The 20,251-nt window shown below is 68.6% G+C and carries 19 protein-coding genes; 18 read left to right on the top strand and 1 reads right to left on the bottom strand.

The annotated features are described in order from the left end of the window. Positions 1-8: 8 nt before the first annotated feature. The 3 genes from aroC to aroB are packed head-to-tail and all read left to right on the top strand — an operon-like array spanning position 9 to position 3,173. Positions 9-1,202, top strand: a complete 1,194-nt coding sequence (aroC, locus tag ACY48E_RS06940; RefSeq protein WP_462871404.1) for a chorismate synthase — start codon at positions 9-11, stop codon at positions 1,200-1,202. A 13-nt stretch (positions 1,203-1,215) separates the two neighbouring features. Beyond that, positions 1,216-2,034 (top strand): shikimate kinase, encoded by an 819-nt coding sequence (locus ACY48E_RS06935; RefSeq protein ID WP_462871532.1) that lies wholly within the window; start codon positions 1,216-1,218, stop codon positions 2,032-2,034. A 32-nt stretch (positions 2,035-2,066) separates the two neighbouring features. Further along, the gene (aroB, locus tag ACY48E_RS06930; RefSeq protein ID WP_462871403.1) at positions 2,067-3,173 is read left to right on the top strand and encodes a 3-dehydroquinate synthase; all 1,107 of its coding nucleotides are present in this window, start codon (positions 2,067-2,069) and stop codon (positions 3,171-3,173) included. A gap of 10 nt (positions 3,174-3,183) precedes the next feature. On the opposite strand, the gene ACY48E_RS06925 is transcribed toward aroB, so the two are convergent. Then, the gene (locus tag ACY48E_RS06925) at positions 3,184-3,819 is read right to left on the bottom strand and encodes a B-4DMT family transporter (protein WP_462871402.1); all 636 of its coding nucleotides are present in this window, start codon (positions 3,817-3,819) and stop codon (positions 3,184-3,186) included. Between the two features lie 174 nt (positions 3,820-3,993). Here ACY48E_RS06925 and efp point away from each other — a divergent pair, with 174 nt between their 5' ends. From efp to ACY48E_RS06850, 15 genes are all read left to right on the top strand, one after another. After that, positions 3,994-4,557, top strand: a complete 564-nt coding sequence (gene efp / locus ACY48E_RS06920; RefSeq protein ID WP_462871401.1) for an elongation factor P — start codon at positions 3,994-3,996, stop codon at positions 4,555-4,557. A gap of 1 nt (position 4,558) precedes the next feature. Then, positions 4,559-5,047, top strand: coding sequence for a transcription antitermination factor NusB (nusB, locus tag ACY48E_RS06915; protein ID WP_462871400.1), 489 nt, complete (start codon positions 4,559-4,561; stop codon positions 5,045-5,047). A 126-nt stretch (positions 5,048-5,173) separates the two neighbouring features. Further along, positions 5,174-5,749, top strand: coding sequence for a bifunctional pyr operon transcriptional regulator/uracil phosphoribosyltransferase PyrR (gene pyrR, locus ACY48E_RS06910; RefSeq protein ID WP_462871399.1), 576 nt, complete (start codon positions 5,174-5,176; stop codon positions 5,747-5,749). An 11-nt stretch (positions 5,750-5,760) separates the two neighbouring features. Then, positions 5,761-6,693, top strand: coding sequence for an aspartate carbamoyltransferase catalytic subunit (locus ACY48E_RS06905; protein ID WP_462871531.1), 933 nt, complete (start codon positions 5,761-5,763; stop codon positions 6,691-6,693). Then, positions 6,694-8,016 (top strand): dihydroorotase, encoded by a 1,323-nt coding sequence (locus tag ACY48E_RS06900; protein ID WP_462871398.1) that lies wholly within the window; start codon positions 6,694-6,696, stop codon positions 8,014-8,016. Continuing rightward, on the top strand, positions 8,013-8,570 hold the full coding sequence (locus tag ACY48E_RS06895) for a PH-like domain-containing protein (RefSeq protein WP_462871397.1): 558 nt from the start codon (positions 8,013-8,015) through the stop codon (positions 8,568-8,570). Before ACY48E_RS06900 ends, ACY48E_RS06895 begins: the two co-directional genes overlap by 4 nt. Next, the gene (gene carA, locus ACY48E_RS06890; RefSeq protein ID WP_462871396.1) at positions 8,567-9,730 is read left to right on the top strand and encodes a glutamine-hydrolyzing carbamoyl-phosphate synthase small subunit; all 1,164 of its coding nucleotides are present in this window, start codon (positions 8,567-8,569) and stop codon (positions 9,728-9,730) included. Before ACY48E_RS06895 ends, carA begins: the two co-directional genes overlap by 4 nt. A 3-nt stretch (positions 9,731-9,733) precedes the next feature. Continuing rightward, entirely contained in the window at positions 9,734-13,087 is a 3,354-nt protein-coding gene (carB, locus tag ACY48E_RS06885; RefSeq protein WP_462871395.1) for a carbamoyl-phosphate synthase large subunit, read from the top strand. Next, the gene (gene pyrF / locus ACY48E_RS06880; RefSeq protein WP_462871394.1) at positions 13,084-13,950 is read left to right on the top strand and encodes an orotidine-5'-phosphate decarboxylase; all 867 of its coding nucleotides are present in this window, start codon (positions 13,084-13,086) and stop codon (positions 13,948-13,950) included. Before carB ends, pyrF begins: the two co-directional genes overlap by 4 nt. A gap of 407 nt (positions 13,951-14,357) precedes the next feature. Beyond that, complete coding sequence (mihF, locus tag ACY48E_RS06875) at positions 14,358-14,678, top strand: integration host factor, actinobacterial type (protein WP_462871393.1); 321 nt, start codon at positions 14,358-14,360, stop codon at positions 14,676-14,678. A 7-nt stretch (positions 14,679-14,685) separates the two neighbouring features. Further along, positions 14,686-15,312, top strand: coding sequence for a guanylate kinase (gene gmk / locus ACY48E_RS06870; protein WP_462871392.1), 627 nt, complete (start codon positions 14,686-14,688; stop codon positions 15,310-15,312). Beyond that, complete coding sequence (rpoZ, locus tag ACY48E_RS06865) at positions 15,309-15,614, top strand: DNA-directed RNA polymerase subunit omega (protein ID WP_462871391.1); 306 nt, start codon at positions 15,309-15,311, stop codon at positions 15,612-15,614. The genes gmk and rpoZ overlap by 4 nt, the downstream gene beginning before the upstream one ends. 37 nt (positions 15,615-15,651) lie before the next feature. Further along, a complete protein-coding gene (gene coaBC, locus ACY48E_RS06860; RefSeq protein WP_462871390.1) occupies positions 15,652-16,947 on the top strand; it encodes a bifunctional phosphopantothenoylcysteine decarboxylase/phosphopantothenate--cysteine ligase CoaBC in 1,296 nt (431 codons plus the stop codon). A 57-nt stretch (positions 16,948-17,004) separates the two neighbouring features. Next, complete coding sequence (metK, locus tag ACY48E_RS06855) at positions 17,005-18,219, top strand: methionine adenosyltransferase (protein ID WP_462871389.1); 1,215 nt, start codon at positions 17,005-17,007, stop codon at positions 18,217-18,219. After that, the gene (locus ACY48E_RS06850) at positions 18,212-20,227 is read left to right on the top strand and encodes a primosomal protein N' (RefSeq protein WP_462871388.1); all 2,016 of its coding nucleotides are present in this window, start codon (positions 18,212-18,214) and stop codon (positions 20,225-20,227) included. Before metK ends, ACY48E_RS06850 begins: the two co-directional genes overlap by 8 nt. Positions 20,228-20,251: the final 24 nt, after the last annotated feature.

Genomic DNA, 20,251 nt, shown 5'->3' with positions numbered 1-20,251 from the left:
ATGAGGGGGTGCTGCGCTGGATCACTGCCGGAGAATCCCATGGCCCTGCCCTGGTCGCCGTCCTCGATGGGATGGTGGCGGGTGTCGAGGTGACCACCGACGACATCGCCGGGCAACTGGCGCGTCGGCGCCTCGGGTACGGACGCGGTGCGCGGATGAAGTTCGAGGCCGACAAGGTCACCATCGTCGGCGGGGTGCGGCACGGTTCCACGATGGGTGGTCCCGTCGCGATCGAGGTCGGCAACACCGAATGGCCCAAGTGGGAGGTGGTGATGTCCGCCGATCCCGTCGACCCCGAGGAGCTCGCGGGTATCGCGCGCAACGCCCCGCTGACCCGTCCTCGGCCCGGCCACGCAGACTTCTCCGGGATGCTCAAGTACGGCTACGACGATGCCCGGCCGATTCTCGAGCGGGCGAGTGCGCGCGAGACGGCCGCCCGGGTTGCCGTGGGCACCGTCGCCCGGCAATTCCTGCGTCAGGCGCTCGGGGTCGAGGTTCTCTCCCACGTCGTGTCCATCGGTGCCAGCGAGCCCCACACCGGGGTCGAGCCGACCTACGCAGATCTCGACCGCATCGACGCCAGTCCGGTGCGCGCGTTCGATCCCGAGGTCGAGGCGTCGATGATCGCCGAGATCGAGGCGGCGAAGAAGGACGGCGACACCCTCGGCGGTGTGGTGGAAGTGGTGGTGCACGGATTGCCGATCGGCCTCGGTTCGTTCGTCAGCGGTGAGCAGCGACTCGATTCGAGGCTCGCCGGTGCACTCATGGGGATTCAGGCGATCAAGGGCGTCGAGGTCGGCGATGGATTCGAGACCGCGCGCCGCCGGGGGAGTGCGGCCCACGACGAGCTCGTACGCGGCGCCGACGGGTCACTGCGCGCCACCAACCGCGCCGGCGGACTCGAGGGCGGCATGACCAACGGCGCCGCCCTGCGGGTGCGGGCCGCGATGAAGCCGATCTCGACGGTGCCGCGGGCTCTGGCGACCATCGACATGAGCACCGGTGCAGCCGCGACGGCCAACCACCACCGCAGCGACGTGTGCGCGGTCCCCGCCGCGGGTGTGGTGGCCGAGACCATGGTGGCGCTGGTGCTCGCGCAGGCGGCGCTCGAGAAGTTCGGCGGTGATTCTCTCGCCGAGACGAAGCGCAATGTTCGCAGCTACCTGGACGTGGTGGATCAGCGCACCGCGGTCGGCCCGTGACATCGGCCTGCAGATGAGCACCGATCCCACCCGCGAGTCACCGACGATCCCCACGGGCCCGCGGGCGGTGCTGGTCGGGCCTCCAGGTGCGGGCAAGTCCACGATCGGGCGTCGATTGGCAACCGCGTTGGGGGTGACGATCCTCGACACCGACGCTGCTGTCGAAGCGCAGGCCGGGCGCACCATCGCAGAAATCTTCGCCACCGACGGCGAATCTGCGTTCCGTGAGCTCGAGGAGAAGGTGGTCATCGAGGCGCTCGGCTCGCAGACGGGTGTGCTCTCGCTCGGCGGTGGGGCTGTGCTCTCGCCCCGCACCCGAGCCGCGCTGCGCGGACACACCGTGATCTACCTCGAGATCAGCGTGGGGGAAGGTTTGCGCCGCACCGGTTCCCACTCCACCAGGCCTCTGCTAGCCGGGGCTGACCCGCGATCGGCGTACCGGGATCTGATGCGCAGACGGCGTCCGATCTACCGTGGTGTGTCCACGCTGCGGGTGCGCACCGACGGCCGCAGCCCCGCGCGGGTGGTGGCCCAGATCCTCGCCAGCATCGACCCGTCGAACCCTGCGGTGGCGGCGGCGAGGGAGCGGGCCCGCACTCGTGGCGCCACACCGACCGATCCGGTCGCCACGGCGCGGCGACACCGTCGACGGGGCGGGCGCTCCCGTGGCGGCGTCGCTCGATCGACGGGGGCGCATAGCCAATCCACAAACCCGGCGGCATCAACGCCCCCGCCGGTACCTCCCACACCGACGTCGCCGCCACCGGTCGAACGGGATCGGCCGGTGCCACTGCCCGGCCCGTTTCCCGGCCGGGGTCCGCAGTCGACGTGACCACCACCGAGAACCGAAACGGAGAACAGCCCGTGGAAGAGCCCGTGCAGGTCGATGTTCGATCGGCGTCGCCGTACCCCGTCGTGATCGGAAGGGGACTGCTCGGCGATATCGTGGAATCCCTCGCCGGCACCCGGACGGTGGCGATCTTCCATCAGCCCCCACTCGCCGAGACGGCCGAGGTGTTGCGAAGCGCGTTGGCCGAAGCAGGGATCGACGCTCATCGCGTCGAGATTCCCGATGCCGAGGACGGCAAGGATCTGGCCGTCGCCGGTTTCTGCTGGGATGTACTTGGACGCATCGGTCTGACCCGGCGGGATGCGGTGGTGGGCCTCGGTGGCGGTGCAGCGACCGACCTCGCCGGTTTCGTGGCGGCCACCTGGATGCGCGGAGTGCGTGTGGTGCACGTGCCGACCACGCTCCTGGCGATGGTCGACGCGGCCGTGGGCGGGAAAACGGGAATCAACACCGAGGCGGGCAAGAACCTCGTCGGGGCCTTCCACGAGCCGTCCGCGGTGTTCGTCGACCTCGCCACGCTCGAGACAGTGCCGCGACACGAGATCGTGTCCGGTCTCGCCGAGGTGATCAAGACGGGATTCATCGCGGACCCGGTGATCCTCGACATGATCGAGGCAGATCCCGAAAAGGCCCTGGACCCGGGGGGATCCGTTCTGCCCGAGCTGATTCGACGCTCCATCGAGGTCAAGGCATCGGTGGTGGCAGCCGACCTGCAGGAGGCGGACCTCCGGGAAATCCTCAACTACGGGCACACGCTCGGCCACGCGATCGAGCGGCGCGAGAAGTATCGGTGGCGTCACGGAGCTGCGGTGGCCGTCGGGCTGGTGTTCGCCGCCGAGCTGGGCCGTCTGGCAGGCAGGCTCGACGATGCGACGGCCGATCGTCACCGAAGTGTCCTCACCTCGGTCGGTCTGCCGGTCAGCTACGACTCCGATGCCTTCGCGCAGCTCCTCGAGGGTATGCAGACCGACAAGAAGAACCGTGCGGGGATGCTGCGGTTCGTGGTGCTCGACGGCCTCGCCAAGCCCGGCCGTCTGGAGGGGCCGGATCCGGCGCTGCTGGCGGCGGCCTACTCGGCGATCGCGCGCGACGAACCGGTCGGGACCGGCGTCCTGCTCTGACGTGTCCCGGTCAGCGGTCGCGGGGCTCGGTCGAGGTGGCAGGGTCCGCATCGCTGGGAATCGCGGCGAACACCTCGGTGTCGGGATCGGTGTCCGCCGCCGCCTGGTGGCGACCACCCTTGGCCATCGACACCGTCTCGTCTGCTGCATCGCCGAGGTGTGCCGGGCCGGCGTCACGGGTCTTGGTTCGACGGCGAACAGGGAGCTCGAGCCCGTTCTTTCGCTGCTCGCGGCCCGCGATGAGGCGACCGAGTCCCGCGGCGAGCACGGTCGGCACGAAGACGAGCAGAATCGTGAACGCGGCCCCAGAGGTGATCTCGAAGAAGATCGAGTTGGAGGTGATCGGAACCGGCGAGAACAGGCTCACGATCCAGGTGATCAGACCCGATCCGAGGCCTGCAACGACGGAGGCCTTGAGCCACAGCATCGTCAGATCGGCGGAGTCGTCGGGGTCGGGGTTGGCGCGTCGGTCGCGCAGACCGTCCACGCCACCCCAGATCGCTGCCACCGCGATCACGATGAGCAGGGTGCTGGTGCGCAGCGGCGACCCCGCGAGAGGGTGATCGGCGATCAGGTACGCGAGCACGATCCGTGAGATCACGTGCACCAGGGTCATGCCGAGACCTCGAACCAGCCATCCATTCATGCGGACAGACTATTCGACGGTCAGGGCGGCGGTGTCGTTCCCCACAGTTTCGGCGCGCTGTGGACCTCGCGCCCTCGGCGTGAGAAAAGGCGGCGCAGCTCACCGGTACACTTCTCGGCGGCGCAGTCGAGGCGCCCCCCGGATCGACGCGATAGTCAAGGAGATGCGAAGCACGTGGCTTCCACCAGCGATTTCAAGAACGGGCTCGTCCTGAACATCGATTCCCAGCTCTGGTCGATCGTCGAGTTCCAGCACGTCAAGCCCGGCAAGGGGCCTGCCTTCGTACGTACCAAGCTCAAGAACGTGCTGTCGGGCAAGGTCGTGGACAAGACCTTCAATGCCGGTGTGAAGGTCGAGACGGCCACGGTCGATCGCCGGGACATGACCTACCTCTACCACGACGGTTCGGACTACGTGTTCATGGACGGCGAGACCTACGACCAGCACTCCATCGCCGAGGCCACCGTCGGTGACGGGGCCCGGTTCCTTCTCGAGAACCTGCAGGTGCAGGTGGCGATGCACGAAGGCGTTCCGCTCTACGTCGAGCTGCCCGTGACGGTCGAGCTCGAGGTTCAGCACACCGATCCGGGCCTGCAGGGCGACCGCTCCACCGGTGGCACCAAGCCGGCCACCCTCGAGACCGGTGCCGAGATCCAGGTGCCGTTGTTCATCAACACCGGCGACAAGCTCAAGATCGACTCGCGCGACGGCAACTACCTCGGGCGTGTGAACTCCTAGCGTGGCCGATCGCAAGAAGCTCGGCGCTCGGCACAAGGCACGTCGGCGCGCTGTGGACGTCCTGTTCGAGTCCGAGGCTCGAGATCTCGACCCGGTCGAGCTGGCTCGGGAGCGTTCGGTGCTCTCCACCACCGAGGACTCCGTGGCGCCGATGCCGGCCTACACGCAGATCCTGGTCGCCGGCGTCGCGGAGAACCTGGACCGGGTCGATGCGGTGATCGCCGATCACCTGCGTGAGTGGACTCTCGAACGACTTCCCGCCGTCGACCGTGCAGTGCTGCGCGTGGCGGTGTGGGAACTGCTGCACGGCGACGACGTTCCGCCCGTGGTGGTGGTCGACGAGGCTGTCGAGTTGGCGAAGGAACTGTCCACCGACGACTCTCCGGGCTTCGTCAACGGTGTGCTCGGGCGCATCGTGACGGTGGCACCGCAGGTGCGGGCGGCAGCCGCGGCGATCCGTCCGGCTCCCGAGGCGGCGTCCGAGAGCTGACCGCTCGTCCCGGACCCGACCGCTCGGTGCGGACCCGACCGCTCGGTGCGGACCCGACTGATATAGTCGCCCCGATCGACATCCTTTAACGATCCGTCCTGTGAGGCGGGGAAGGAGGTCTGCGGCGTGACGCCGTCCTCGCCCGAGTCTGCGCGTGAATTGTTGTCCGCTGCAGACGTCGGCCGCACCATTTCGCGCATGGCGCACCAGATCATCGAGAAGACCGCGATCGACGCGCCCGATGCGCAGCCCGTCGTGCTGCTCGGGATACCAACCCGCGGAACGACCCTGGCGGTGCGCCTGGCAGATCGGATCGAGGAATTCTCCTCGCGCCGACCCTCCGTGGGCAGCCTCGACATCACTCTCTACCGCGACGATCTTCGCGGTAAACCGCATCGGCCTCTCGAGCGCACGTCGGTGCCCGACGATGGTGTCGACGGTGCCCTGGTGGTCCTCGTCGACGACGTCCTGTTCTCCGGCCGCTCGGTGCGTGCGGCGCTCGATGGTCTGCGAGATCTCGGCCGCCCGCGGGCGGTTCAGTTGGCGGTGCTGGTCGACCGTGGTCACCGCGAGTTGCCGCTGCGGGCGGACTACGTGGGAAAGAACGTGCCGACCTCGCGCACCGAGGCCGTGTCGGTGTTGCTCGTCGAGCACGACGGCCGCGACGGCGTGGAGATCTCCACCGGTCCGGTGACCTCGTGAACGGCCGAAACCTGCTCGCGGTCTCCGACCTCACCGCGGACACCGCGACGGCGCTGCTCGACGAAGCGGAGAGATTTCAGCAGGCGCTCGAGGGCCGCGATGTGCGCAAGCTCCCGACCTTGCGCGGCAAGACCGTCATGACCGTCTTCTACGAGAATTCGACACGAACCCGTGTGTCGTTCGAGGTCGCGGGCAAATGGCTCAGCGCCGACGTGATCAATGTCAGTGCGTCGTCGTCCTCGGTGTCGAAGGGCGAGTCGCTGCGCGACACCGCGCTGACGTTGCGCGCGGCCGGCGCGGATGCGCTCGTGGTGCGCCATCCGGCCTCGGGCGCGGCCAACCGGATCGCCGCCTGGACCGCCGGAGGCCACGGCGATGGGCCCGCGGTGATCAACGCCGGTGACGGAACGCACGAGCACCCCACCCAGGCGCTCCTCGACGCGCTCACCCTGCGCCAGAAGCTCGGATCGGTCGAGGGTCGCCGCATCGCCATCGTCGGCGACGTTCTGCACAGTCGGGTGGCACGCTCGAATGCGCTGTTGCTGTCGATGCTCGGCGCCGACGTGGTGATCGTCGCGCCTCGAACGCTGCTACCCGTCGGAATCGAGACCTGGCCGGTGACGGTGTCGTCCTCTCTCGATGCCGAGCTGGCGACCCTCGATGCGGTGATGATGCTGCGGGTGCAGGCCGAGCGGATGAGTGGCGGATTCTTTCCGTCCGCGAGGGAGTACTCGATCGGATACGGCCTGTCGCAGAGACGATTCGAACTCCTCCCCGAGCGGGCCGTGGTCCTTCATCCGGGCCCGATGCTGCGCGGAATGGAAATCGGTTTCTCCGTCGCCGACGCTCCCCGCACCGTGGTGCTCGACCAGGTCACCAACGGCGTTCACGTGCGCATGGCAGTGCTGTTCCGCTCGCTCATCGGCTTCGAGGAAGGGGCGTAGATGGACCGGGTTCTGATCGCGGGGGTTCGCCTCTACGGCGCGGGCGAGCCGACCGATGTCCTGGTGGCCGACGAGGTGATCGCTGCCATCGGCGCACCCGGCACTCTCGATGCCGGTGATGCCAGACTGGTCGACGGCACCGGGGCCTTTCTGTTGCCGGGCTTCGTGGACCTGCACACTCATCTCCGCGAGCCCGGGCGCGAGGACACCGAGACCATCGAATCTGGTTCCGCAGCAGCGGCTCTGGGCGGTTACACCGCGGTGTTCGCCATGGCCAACACCGATCCGGTGGCCGACTCGGTGGTGATCACCGACCATGTGTACCGCAGGGGCCGGGAGGTCGGGCTGGTGGACGTGCATCCGGTCGGCGCCGTCACGGTCGGGCTGGAGGGACGAGCCCTCGCCGAGATGGGCACGATGGCCGCGGGCGTCGCCGGTGTCCGAATGTTCTCCGACGACGGCCACTGCGTCGATGATCCGCTGATCATGCGCCGGGCACTCGAGTATGCGTCCGGGCTCGGTGTTCTGATCGCTCAGCACGCAGAGGAACCGCGGTTGACGATCGGGGCGATCGCGCACGAGGGTCCCACCGCCGCACGCCTGGGTCTGACGGGGTGGCCCCGCGCTGCCGAGGAGTCCATCGTCGCCCGTGACGCTCTGCTCGCCCGCGACGCCGGGGCCCGCGTTCACATCTGCCACGCCTCGACGGCCGGAACGGTCGAGTTGCTGACGTGGGCGAAGGCGCAGGGTATCGACATCACCGCCGAGGTGACACCTCATCACCTGCTTCTGGACGACTCCCGCCTCGAGGGCTACGACGCGGTGAACAAGGTCAACCCGCCGCTGCGGGAACGCAGCGACGTCGAGGCCCTGCGCGCCGGTCTGGCTGCCGGGGTGATCGACTGTGTCGCAACCGATCACGCTCCTCACGCCGAGCAGGACAAGTGCTGTGAGTTCGCGGTGGCGCGGCCGGGCATGCTGGGTCTGGAGACGGCGCTGTCCGTAGTGGTCGAGACCATGGTCGAGCCGGGTCTCCTCGATTGGCGTGGTGTCGCCCGGGTGATGAGCGAGCGGCCGGCGCAGATCGTCGGACTCGACGATCACGGCAGACCCCTCGAGGTGGGAGAGCCCGCGAACCTCGTGCTGGTCGACCCCGACGCCACCTGGACCGTCGAGTCGACCGCTCTGGCAAGTCTGTCGACCAATACGCCGTATCAGGCGATGACACTGCGCGCACGGGTGGTGGCGACCTTCCTGCGCGGACGGCAGACGACGGACCGCGGCTCGGTCGTGCCGGTGCCGACACCCGGAAAGGGGATGTGAGGGTGGACAGAGTTCTGCTGGTGGTGGGGTTCTTCGTGCTGTGGGCTGCGCTGATCGGGCTGATCGTGCGCGGCTGGCGCGGCCGACAACGTCGCCAGGCCGACAGCATCGGCACTCTGCCCGCGGTGCCGTCGGAGTTGGGAGCACAACTGATCGCGCCCAGCACCGGACTCTACGTCGGGAGCACTCTGGCTCCGAGCTGGCAGGACCGAATCGCTGTGGGCGACATCGGCCACCGTGCCACGTGCACGCTGGCACGCTACGACGCCGGGATCCTGCTCGAGCGCACCGGCGAGTCGCCGATCTGGATACCCGAGCCCTCGATCCGCGCGGTGCGTACCGAACGTGGTCTGGCCGGCAAGGTGATGACCCGCGATGGACTGCTGGTGATCCGGTGGGAGCTGCCCACAGGCACCGAGATCGACACCGGATTTCGCGGGGACGACAAGGACGTCTATCCGGTGTGGGTCGACGCGTACGCGTATCTCGGTCCCTATGTCTTTCCCGAGGACCGGCCCCACACATCGAATCGCACACAGGAGGACTCCGAGTGAGCTCATCGACCTCGCCGACCGCCGCGGCACTCGTTCTCGAGGACGGCCGGGTGTTCCGCGGAACGTCCTTCGGCGCCGAGGGGTCCACCCTCGGTGAGGCGGTCTTCTGCACCGGCATGACCGGCTATCAGGAGACACTGACCGACCCCAGCTACCACCGGCAGATCGTGATCGCGACGGCCCCGCAGATCGGGAACACGGGCTGGAACGACGAGGACGACGAGTCGGTCGGGCCCACCGGTGATGCCGCGCAGTCCCGCGTGTGGGTCGCCGGCTACGCCGTTCGCAATCCCAGTCGGCGCGCGTCCAACTGGCGCGCAACCGGCACGCTCGACGCCGAACTCGAACGCCAGGGCGTCGTGGGTATCGCGGGTATCGACACACGCGCCGTGGTGCGCCATCTACGCACGCGGGGGTCGATGGCCGCGGGAATCTTCTCGGGACCGGCCCTGGCCGACGATGCGTCGATGCTGGCGACGGTGCGTAGTCAGCCCGCGATGCTCGGGGCGGATCTGGCGTCGGAGGTCACCACGACGGGCGACGGATACGTCGTGGAGCCGAGCGGTGAGCCCCGGTTCTCGGTGGTTGCGGTCGACCTCGGAATCAAGACGAACACGCCCAGGCTGTTCGCTCAGCGCGGTATCCGAGTGCATGTGGTGCCCTCGACCATCACTGCCGAGCAGGTCCTTCAGTTGCGCCCGGACGGGGTGTTCCTCTCCAACGGACCGGGCGATCCTGCGACGGCCGATGCCACGGTGGCCCTGACCGAACAGATTCTCGGCGAGCGGATCCCGCTGTTCGGGATCTGCTTCGGAAACCAGATTCTCGGTCGCGCGCTCGGCCGAGGGACCTACAAGATGCCGTTCGGTCACCGCGGCATCAACATCCCGGTCATCGAGCATGCAACCGGCCGCGTGGCGATCACCGCCCAGAACCACGGTTTCGCTCTCGAGGGTTCGGCGGGGGAAGAGTTCGACACTGCCTTCGGGCGCGCCATCATCACCCACACGTGCGCCAACGACGGAACCGTCGAAGGTGTTGCGCTGGTGGACGGTTCGGCATTCTCGGTCCAGTACCACCCCGAGGCGGCAGCCGGACCGCGCGACGCGGAGTACCTGTTCGACCGGTTCACCTCTCTCCTCGACAGCAAGGTTGGATGACACATGCCACGCAGGACCGATCTGCACCACATTCTCGTCATCGGGTCGGGTCCGATCGTGATCGGCCAGGCTTGCGAGTTCGACTACTCCGGAACCCAGGCGTGCCGCGTTCTGCGCGCCGAGGGGTTGCGTGTATCGCTGGTCAACTCCAACCCCGCGACGATCATGACCGATCCCGAGTTCGCCGACGCCACCTACGTCGAGCCCATCACGGCGCAGTTCGTGGAGAAGGTGATCGAGCGTGAGGCGGCATCCGGGCATCCGATCGATGCGGTGCTGGCGACCCTGGGTGGTCAGACGGCGCTGAACTGCGCGGTCGCGCTGCACGAACAGGGCATCCTGGCCAAGCACGGTGTCGAACTGATCGGCGCGGATTTCGACGCGATCCAGCGCGGCGAGGATCGTCAGAAGTTCAAGGACATCGTGGCCAAGGTGGGCGGTGAGAGCGCACGCTCGCGCGTGTGTTTCGACATGGATCAGGTCCGCGAGACCGTGGCCGAACTGGGGCTGCCGGTGGTGATCCGGCCCAGCTTCACCATGGGTGGCCTGGGTTCGGGCATGGCCCACACCCTCGAGGACCTCGAGCGGTTGGCCGGGGGCGGGCTCGCGGCGTCCCCGTCGGCGAACGTGTTGATCGAGGAGTCGATCTACGGGTGGAAGGAATACGAGCTCGAGCTCATGCGCGACGGCCGTGACAACGTGGTCGTGGTGTGTTCGATCGAGAACGTCGACCCGATGGGTGTCCACACCGGTGACTCGATGACGGTCGCACCGGCGATGACCCTGACCGACCGTGAATATCAGACGATGCGCGATCTCGGGATCGCGATCCTGCGTGAGGTGGGCGTCGACACCGGCGGCTGCAACATCCAGTTCGCGGTGGATCCGCGTACCGGGCGCCTGATCGTCATCGAGATGAACCCCCGTGTCTCACGGTCGAGCGCGTTGGCGTCGAAGGCGACGGGATTCCCGATCGCCAAGATCGCGGCGAAGCTCGCGGTCGGGTACTCCCTCGACGAGATCGTCAACGACATCACCCGCGAGACCCCTGCGTGCTTCGAACCGACGCTCGACTACGTGGTGGTCAAGGCGCCTCGGTTCGCGTTCGAGAAGTTCCCCGGCGCCGACGGCACACTGACCACGACGATGAAGTCGGTCGGTGAGGCGATGTCGTTGGGCCGTTCGTTCTCCGAGGCGCTGGGCAAGGTGCTGCGCTCGCTCGAAACGACGTCGGCCGGTTTCTGGACGCGCGCGGACGAGGTGGTGGCCGGTGATCGAGCCACCGACGTGCAGGCCGTCCTCGACGATCTGCGCACACCGACCGAGGGCCGGATCTACGACGTCGAGCTTGCGTTGCGGCTCGGCGCGAGTGTCGAGCAGGTGGCGGCGGCCTCGGGGATCGACCCGTGGTTCGTCGAGGAGATCGCCGCCCTCGTTGCCCTACGTGCGGAGATCGAGAGCGCCCCGACCCTCGGCGAGCACCTGTTGCGCCGGGCCAAGAGCGCAGGTCTCTCCGATCGGCAGATCGCTGTTCTGCGCGCGGACTACGCGGACGAGGACGCGGTGCGAGCCGAACGCGAACGCCTCGGCGTCCGGCCGGTCTTCAAGACGGTCGACACCTGCGCCGCCGAGTTCGAGGCCAAGACTCCGTACCACTACTCGACCTATGAGCTCGATCCCGCGGCAGAGACCGAGGTTGCCCCCCAGACCCAGCGCAGCAAGGTCCTGATCCTCGGGTCGGGACCCAACCGCATCGGCCAGGGCATCGAGTTCGACTACTCGTGCGTGCACGCTGCCACGACACTGTCCGCGGCGGGCTTCGAGACCGTGATGGTCAACTGCAACCCGGAGACGGTCTCCACCGACTACGACACCGCCGATCGGCTGTACTTCGAACCGTTGACGTTCGAGGACGTCCTCGAGGTGTACCGGGCGGAGACGGAGTCCGGCGCAGGTGGCCCCGGCGTCGTCGGGGTCATCGTCCAGCTCGGCGGCCAGACTCCACTGGGTCTGGCCCAGCGTCTGGCCGACGCGGGGGTGCCCATCGTGGGAACCTCGCCCGAGGCGATCGACCTGGCCGAGGACCGCGGGGAGTTCGGCAAGGTGCTCGCCGCCGCCGGGTTGCCGGCCGCGAAGTTCGGCACCGCCACCACGTTCGAGGGCGCGAAGGCCATCGCCGCCGAGATCGGCTACCCGGTGCTGGTTCGACCGTCGTACGTGTTGGGCGGACGTGGGATGGAGATCGTCTACGACGAGACCTCGCTCGACGACTACATTTCGCGCGCCACAGAATTGACCCCCGAACATCCCGTGCTGGTGGACCGGTTCCTCGAGGATGCGGTCGAGATCGACGTCGACGCACTGTGCGACGGAACCGAGGTCTACATCGGTGGTGTGATGGAGCACATCGAGGAGGCCGGTATCCACTCCGGTGATTCGGCGTGCGCCCTGCCGCCGATCTTCCTGGGGCACACCGATATCGAGGCCGTGCGGCGGTCCACGCAGGCCCTGGCACACGGCATCGGGGTGAAGGGCCTGCTGAACGTGCAGTACGCCCTCAAGGACGACATCCTCTACGTGCTCGAGGCCAACCCGCGGGCGAGCCGTACGGTGCCCTTCGTCTCGAAGGCCACCGCGGTACCGCTGGCGAAGGCTGCGGCCCGCATCATGCTCGGAGCGAGTATCGCCGACCTGCGGGCCGAGGGCGTGCTGCCCGAGTTCGGTGACGGCAGTACCACCAGTGCCGATGCTCCGGTGGCGGTGAAGGAGGCGGTGCTGCCGTTCAACCGTTTCCGCAAGGTCGACGGCAGTGGAGTCGACAGCCTGCTCTCGCCGGAGATGAAGTCCACCGGCGAGGTGATGGGAATCGACGCGACGTTCGGAACCGCGTTCGCCAAGAGTCAGACCGCCGCGTACGGGTCCTTGCCGACAGCCGGTTCGGTGTTCGTCTCGATCGCCAACAAGGACAAGCGAGCGATGGTGTTCCCCATCAAGCGGTTGGCGGCCCTCGGCTTCCGCATCCTCGCCACCGAGGGGACCGCGGAGATGCTGCTGCGCAACGGCGTGGTCAGCGAGTTGGTCCGCAAGCATTCCGACGTCCTGGGGGAGGGGGAGCGCAGCGTGGTGGACCTGATCCGCGACGGTGAGGTGGACATGGTGTTCAACACCCCGTTCGGCAACAGTGGCCCCCGGGTGGACGGGTACGAGATCCGCAGCGCTGCCGTGGCCCGCAACATCCCCTGTATCACCACGGTGCAGGGAGCCGGTGCTGCCGTCCACGGCATCGAAGCGGCCATCACCGGCGACATCGGTGTGCGTTCGCTGCAGGAGATGCATCGCCTGCTCGCCGGTCGATGAGCGGCTCCGGGTCGGGAGCGGAGTCCACGGTGACAACCTTCTCGGACCGATATCTGCGCTCGGTGCTCGATCGCGGGCGCCTGTGCGTCGGCATCGATCCGCACCCCGGTCTGCTCGCGCGGTGGGGACTCGGTGACGACGTCGACGGCCTGGCGAGGTTCGCCGACGCGGCGGTGCAGGCGTTCGCCGCCGAGGCGGCGGTGATCAAGCCTCAGGTGGCGTTCTTCGAGCGGTTCGGCTCGGCAGGCATCGCGGTGCTCGAACGCACGATCGCGGCCTGCCGTGCAGGCGGGGCGCTGGTGATCGCCGATGCCAAGCGAGGCGACATCGGCTCGACGATGTCCGCGTACGCCGATGCCTGGCTCGGTGACCGGTCCCCGCTGTGTTCGGATGCGGTGACAGCGTCGCCGTATCTCGGCTTCGGTGCGCTCGATCCGGCCATCGACCTGGCCCGGTCGACCGGTCGCGGCGTCATTGCGCTCGCACGCACGTCCAATCCGGAGGGCGCGAGTCTGCAGGGGGCGCGCAACGACGGTGTGAGCGTGGCCCAGGCCGTGATCGACGGTGCGCGCACGGTCAACGCCGCCGGCGGCGTGGTGGGTGTGGTCGTCGGGGCGACGCGCGATCACGGTGTGGACCTTGCCGATCTCGGAGGACCGATCCTGGCACCCGGTCTCGGGGCACAGGGCGCCACCGCGGCGGATGTCGCCCGCATCTTCGACGGAGTGCACCGGTGGGTCCTACCGGCGGCATCGCGTCTGATTCTCGCTGCCGGGCCCGACGTCGCGGCTCTGCGCGCGAGTGTCCACTCCTGTCGCGACGAGATCGAGTCGGTGCTGGCCCCGGCGTCATCCGGTACCTGAGCGGAGCGATCAGCGGCGACCGCGCCGCGCGACACGCGCGAACGAGGAAAAAGTTGCGCGCCGACGCATACGGCACCATCCGTCACACCCGTACCGGACCGCCGGTCGGCGTCGTCGAGTGTGGTGCGCGCTGCGATGTCCTGATCGATTGTGCCGGAACGCCTTTCGCTCTCACCGGGCGTGCGGGACGTCGGGCCTCGCACGGCGACGCAGCACGGGCGTCGCGAGCGCTACACGGTCCGGTGATCCGCAGGTGAAGGGGGGTGGGGCTCGCCAACGGATGATCCCGTCGGTACGGTCGCAAGCGCCGCACGTGGTGCAGCACGAGAACGAACCCGATCGACGCACCGGAGGTCGGTCGGAACCAGGATCAACCCACATCAAGATCTACGAATACGGAGGAACCCGTGGCCCTTCCCCAGTTGACCGACGAGCAGCGCGCCGCTGCTCTGCAGAAGGCAGCTGCTGCGCGTCGAGCCAGGGCTGAGCTCAAGGACCGGCTCAAGCGAGGCGGAACCGATCTCAAGCAGGTGCTCTCGGACGCGGAGGAAGACGAAATCCTCGGCAAGATGAAGGTGAGTGCGCTGCTCGAGGCCCTGCCCAAGGTCGGCAAGGTCAAGGCGCAGGAAATCATGACCGAGCTCGAGATCGCCCCTACGCGCCGTCTGCGTGGACTGGGTGACCGTCAGCGCAAGGCGCTCCTGGCCAGGTTCGACTTCGAAGCCTGAACAGGACATGGCATCACCGGATGATGCCGGAGCGAGGGGTCGGCTGGTTGTTCTGGCCGGCCCCTCTGCCGTAGGCAAGTCCAGCGTCGTCGCGCGCGTGCGTGAACGGCTTCCCGAGCTGAACTTCAGCGTCTCGGCCACCACCCGTGCTCCTCGACCGGGCGAGGTGGACGGGCGTGATTATCACTTCGTCAGCGATGCCGAGTTCGACGGTCTCGTCGCTCGCGGCGAGATGCTCGAGTGGGCCGAGATCCACGGGGGGCTCCAGCGCAGCGGAACACCGGCCGAGCCTGTTCGTCGGCTCGTCGCCGCAGGCGAGCCCGTGCTTGTCGAGGTCGATCTCGCCGGTGCGAGGGCTATCCGCACCAGCGAGCCGCAGGCCTTGCTGGTGTTCATGGCGCCACCCAGTTGGGAGGTGCTGGTCTCGCGGTTGGTCGGTCGCGGCACCGAGTCGCCGGAGGTCATCGAGCGTCGACTTACCACGGCCCGCACCGAGTTGGCAGCTCGATCGGAGTTCGACACGGTCATCGTCAACGACGATGTCGAGCGAGCCGCGGATCGCTTGGTATCCTTGTTGGTCGGCGGTCCCACCGATCCCACGCCGCCACCTAGCCCTCAGGAGAATTCTCAGTGAGCAGTTCCGTAGCGCACGCATTCGAGTCCGCCCCCCGCGCCGAAGCGGCGGCCTACGACGTTCCACTGGGCATCACCAACCCGCCCATCGACGAGCTGCTGGACCGCACGTCGTCGAAGTACGCGCTTGTGATCTACGCGGCCAAGCGCGCGCGCCAGATCAACGACTACTACAACCAGCTCGGCGACGGCATTCTCGAGTACGTGGGTCCGCTGGTCGAGCCCGGTCTGCACGAGAAGCCCCTCTCGATCGCCTTGCGTGAGATCCACGCCGACCTGCTCGAGCACGTCGAAGGCGAGTGAGTCCGGTTCCCGATCGGCGGCCCCCTCGGATCGCGCAATGACAGAGGTCTCCGACGGTCGACAGGTTCCCGGAAGTCCACCGCCCCGCGAGGTCTCCGGCGCGCGAAACATCGTCATCGGGGTGGGCGGTGGGATCGCCGCCTACAAGGCCTGCACCCTGATCCGGATCTTCACCGAGGCGGGTGACCGCGTTCGTGTGATCCCTACCGAATCGGCGCTCCAGTTCGTCGGGTCAGCGACCTTCGAAGCGCTGTCCGGGCAGCCGGTGACCGCGGGAGTCTTCACCGATGTCCCCGAGGTTCCGCACGTGCGGTTGGGGCAACAGGCAGACCTGGTGATCGTCGCGCCCGCCACCGCAGACCTGTTGGCTCGCGCGGCGGCCGGTCGCGCCGACGATCTGCTGACGGCGACCCTGCTCACCGCGCACTGCCCCGTGGTCTTCGCCCCGGCCATGCACACCGAGATGTGGGAGCACCCGGCCACGCGGGCCAACGTCGATACCCTGCGCAGCCGCGGCGCCGTCGTCATCGAACCTGCCTCCGGGCGCCTGACCGGCGCCGACACCGGTGCGGGTCGACTACCGGAACCGGGCGAGATCGCCGCTGTCGGTCGCCTCGTGCTCGAACGTCCGGGCGCCCTCGGTCGCGACCTCGTCGGGCACCACATCGTGGTCTCCGCCGGCGGCACACGCGAACCCCTCGACCCCGTGCGGTTCCTCGGCAACCGCAGCTCGGGCAAGCAGGGTTATGCACTCGCTCGCGTGGCCGCTCAGCGCGGCGCTCGGGTCACCCTCGTCTCCGGTTACACCAGCGACCTCGAACCACCCGCTGCCGTCACCGTCGAGCACGTGCGGACGGCCGCGGAGATGGCAGCCGCCGTCGCTGCGCTCGCCGGGAGCGCCGACGCGGTGATCATGGCAGCTGCGGTGGCCGATTTCCGTCCCACGACACTGGCGACGAGCAAGATCAAGAAGGGATCCGACGAGCCGGAGTCGATCCCGTTGACGAAGAACGAGGACATCCTCGCCGCCCTGGTGCAATCCCGGTCCGAGGGCCGACTCTCCGCCGACCTCGCGATCGTGGGGTTCGCAGCGGAGACGGGCGACGCCCAGGGCGACGTGCTCACCCATGCCCGCGCCAAGCTCGCACGCAAGGGATGCGATCTGCTGGTGGTCAACGCGGTGGGCGATGGCAAGGCGTTCGAGATGGAGGACAACGACGGCTGGATCCTCTCTGCCGACGGGTCCGAGTCGGCGATCGAGCACGGGTCCAAGGCTCTGCTCGCTTCTCACGTACTCGACGCGCTGCTGCCACTACTGCGGTGTCGACCGTGACGGTCGACCCCAGCATCTTTTCGTGACCACCACGCTCGACACCGAGAGGGAATTTTCGTGAGTAAGTCAGGTAACCGCCTCTTCACCAGTGAGTCCGTCACCGAAGGACACCCCGACAAGATCTGTGACGCCATCTCCGATTCGATCCTCGATGCCCTGCTGTCCGAGGATCGGCGAGCCAGAGTGGCCGTGGAGACCCTCGTGACCACCGGGCAGGTCCACGTCGCAGGTGAGGTGAACACCACCGCGTACGCCGACATCCCGTCGATCGTGCGCGAGAAGGTCCTCGAGATCGGCTACGACTCGTCGGCGAAGGGGTTCGACGGAAATTCCTGCGGAGTCAATGTGGCCATCGGGGCCCAGTCCCCGGAGATCGCGCAGGGGGTGGACAACGCCTACGAATCCCGTGTCGAGGGGCTGACCGAGGACGAGATCGACCGACAGGGTGCGGGCGACCAGGGCCTGATGTTCGGGTACGCGATCAAGGACACACCCGAATTGATGCCCCTGCCCATCGCTCTCGCGCACCGACTGGCCCGTCGGCTGACCGAGGTGCGCAAGAGCGAGGTGCTGCCGTACCTGCGCCCGGACGGCAAGACCCAGGTCACCATCGAGTACGAGGGGACGCGGGCGGTGCGCCTGGACACCGTGGTGGTCTCCACCCAGCACGCCGCGGATATCGACCTCGACACGCTCCTGACCCCCGACATTCGCACCCACGTGGTCGACGCGGTGCTCGCCGAGCTCGGCGACACCACCCTCGATACGTCGAATGTGCGGTTGCTGGTCAACCCCACCGGAAAGTTCGTGCTCGGCGGCCCGATGGGTGACGCCGGCCTGACCGGGCGCAAGATCATCGTCGACACCTACGGCGGGTGGGCTCGTCACGGCGGTGGTGCGTTCTCCGGCAAGGACCCATCGAAGGTCGACCGCAGCGCCGCCTACGCCATGCGGTGGGTGGCGAAGAACGTCGTCGCCGCGGATCTGGCCGAGCGAGTGGAGGTCCAGGTGGCCTACGCGATCGGTAAGGCCGCCCCGGTCGGGTTGTTCGTGGAGACGTTCGGCACCGAAACCGAGGACCCGGCGAAGATCCAGAGGGCCATCACCGAGGTGTTCGACCTGCGACCCGGCGCGATCATCCGCGACCTCGACCTGCTGCGACCGATCTACGCTCCGACCGCTGCGTACGGCCACTTCGGCCGTACCGACATCGAACTGCCATGGGAGAGCACCGATCGGGCGCAGAAGCTGCGCGACGCCGTGGGTGGCTGATCCCACCCGCGCGGCTGCGCCGCACCTGCCGGTAGCGCGGGTCCAACCGCTGCTGGCGTTGTCGCACCTCGATCGTGAGTTCGACTACCTGGTGCCCGACGACGTCGACGCCGACGCTCAGCCCGGCGTGCGCGTGCGAGTTCGGTTCTCCGGCCGTCTCGTCGACGGGTACGTCGTCGCCCGCACCGCGACCAGCGACCACACGGGGAACCTGGGGTGGCTGGACCGGGTTGTCTCGCCGGAACGTGTTCTCACCCCGCAGACGCTGCAGTTGATCGACGCGGTGGCCGCGCGATACGCGGGGACCCGCTCGGACGTCCTGCGGCTGGCGATCCCACCCCGCCATGCGCGAGTCGAGGCCGAACCGACGACCGTCGGGGCCGCGTCGCCGATCCCCGAGACCGACCGCAGTTCCTGGGCGCGCTACGAACACGGCGGCGACTTTCTCGACGCGCTCGCCGGTGGGCGACGACCGAGAGCCGTGTGGCAGGCGCTGCCGGGGGAGGACTGGTCGGTACGCGTCGCGGAGGCGGCCGCGGTGACCGCCGCGTCGGGCGCCGGGACGCTCGTCCTCGTTCCCGACCAGCGCGATCTGGACCGGGTCTCGCGCGCGTGCGTATCGCTGATCGGTGCGGATGCGGTTGTCGCACTCTCGGCCGGGCTGGGCCCGGCCGCGCGGTATCGGCGCTGGCTCGCGGCGCTGCGCGGCACCGCACGCGTGGTGGTGGGAACCCGTGCTGCCGCGTTCGTCCCCATCGACAGACCCGGTCTGGTGGTGGTGTGGGACGACGGGGACGACTCGCACGCCGAGCAACGTGCGCCGTATCCCCACGCGCGGGAGGTCGCCCTTCTGCGCGCCCACGCGACGGGATGCGGGGTGCTGATCGGCGGCCACGCCCGCACCGCGGAGGCACAGTCGCTCGTCGACTCGGGGTGGGCGCACGACCTGATGGCCCCGCGGGTGGCGGTGCGTGCGCGGGCTGCACGGATCGTCGCACCCGCCGACAGCGACGAAGCGCTCGCCCGCGATCCGCTGGCCCGCTCGGCGCGACTGCCCGCCGTCGCCTTCACCGCGGCGCGGCGCGCTCTCGACGCCGGGTCGCCGGTGCTGGTCCAGGTCCCGCGGCGCGGGTACGTTCCGTCGCTGGCCTGCGCACGGTGTCGGACCCCGGCGTCGTGCCGTCGATGTCACGGTCGGCTGGCCCTGCCGTCGGCGCGAGGTGCGGAGAACACCACCGCCACCTGCTCACTGTGCGGCATCGCCGATCCGGCGTACCGGTGTGCGCGCTGTGGATCTCGGGCGTTGCGTGCCGTGGTGGTCGGTGCCGAGCGCACCGCGGAAGAACTCGGCCGCGCGTTCTCCGGGGTTCCGGTGCAGGTCTCGGGAGGTGAGACGGTGCTCGATCAGGTCTCCTCGCGGGCCGCGCTCGTCGTGGCGACACCGGGAGCCGAACCATCGGTTTCCGGCGGGTACGGCGCGGCCCTGCTGCTCGACGGCTGGGCACTGCTGGGCCGCCCCGATCTACGGGCCACCGAGCAGACGTTGCGGCACTGGTTGGGCGCGGCGACTCTGGTGGCGTCCGCCGAACACGGCGGGGAGGTGGTCGTGGTCGCGGACCCGGCGCTACCCGTCGTGCAGGCGCTGGTGCGGTGGGACCCGGTCGGACATGCGCGCGCCGAACTGGCCGAGCGAGCGTCGGTGCGATTCCCGCCCGCCGCCCGACTCGTCGCGATCGACGGGTCTGCCGAGTCGATCGCCGCTCTGATAGAGGCCGCCCACCTACCGGCGTCCGCAGAGGTGCTCGGTCCGGTCGATCTGCCGGCGGGCGAACGTGTTCCATTCGATGGGCCGTCGCAACCGGACGTGGTGGAACGTCTGATCGTGCGTACCCCGCGCGAGGACGGGGGAGCGCTGGCGCGCGCTCTGGCACAGGCACGCGCGGTGATCGGAGCTCGCCGGATCCCGGTGCACCTGCGAATTCGGGTGGATCCGGTCCGCATAGGGTGATCGTGCGCGGTCGGCCGCTGAGGG

Source organism: Rhodococcus sp. AZ1 (genome assembly GCF_054979605.1).
This window is presented reverse-complemented; position numbering and strand designations above follow the sequence as displayed.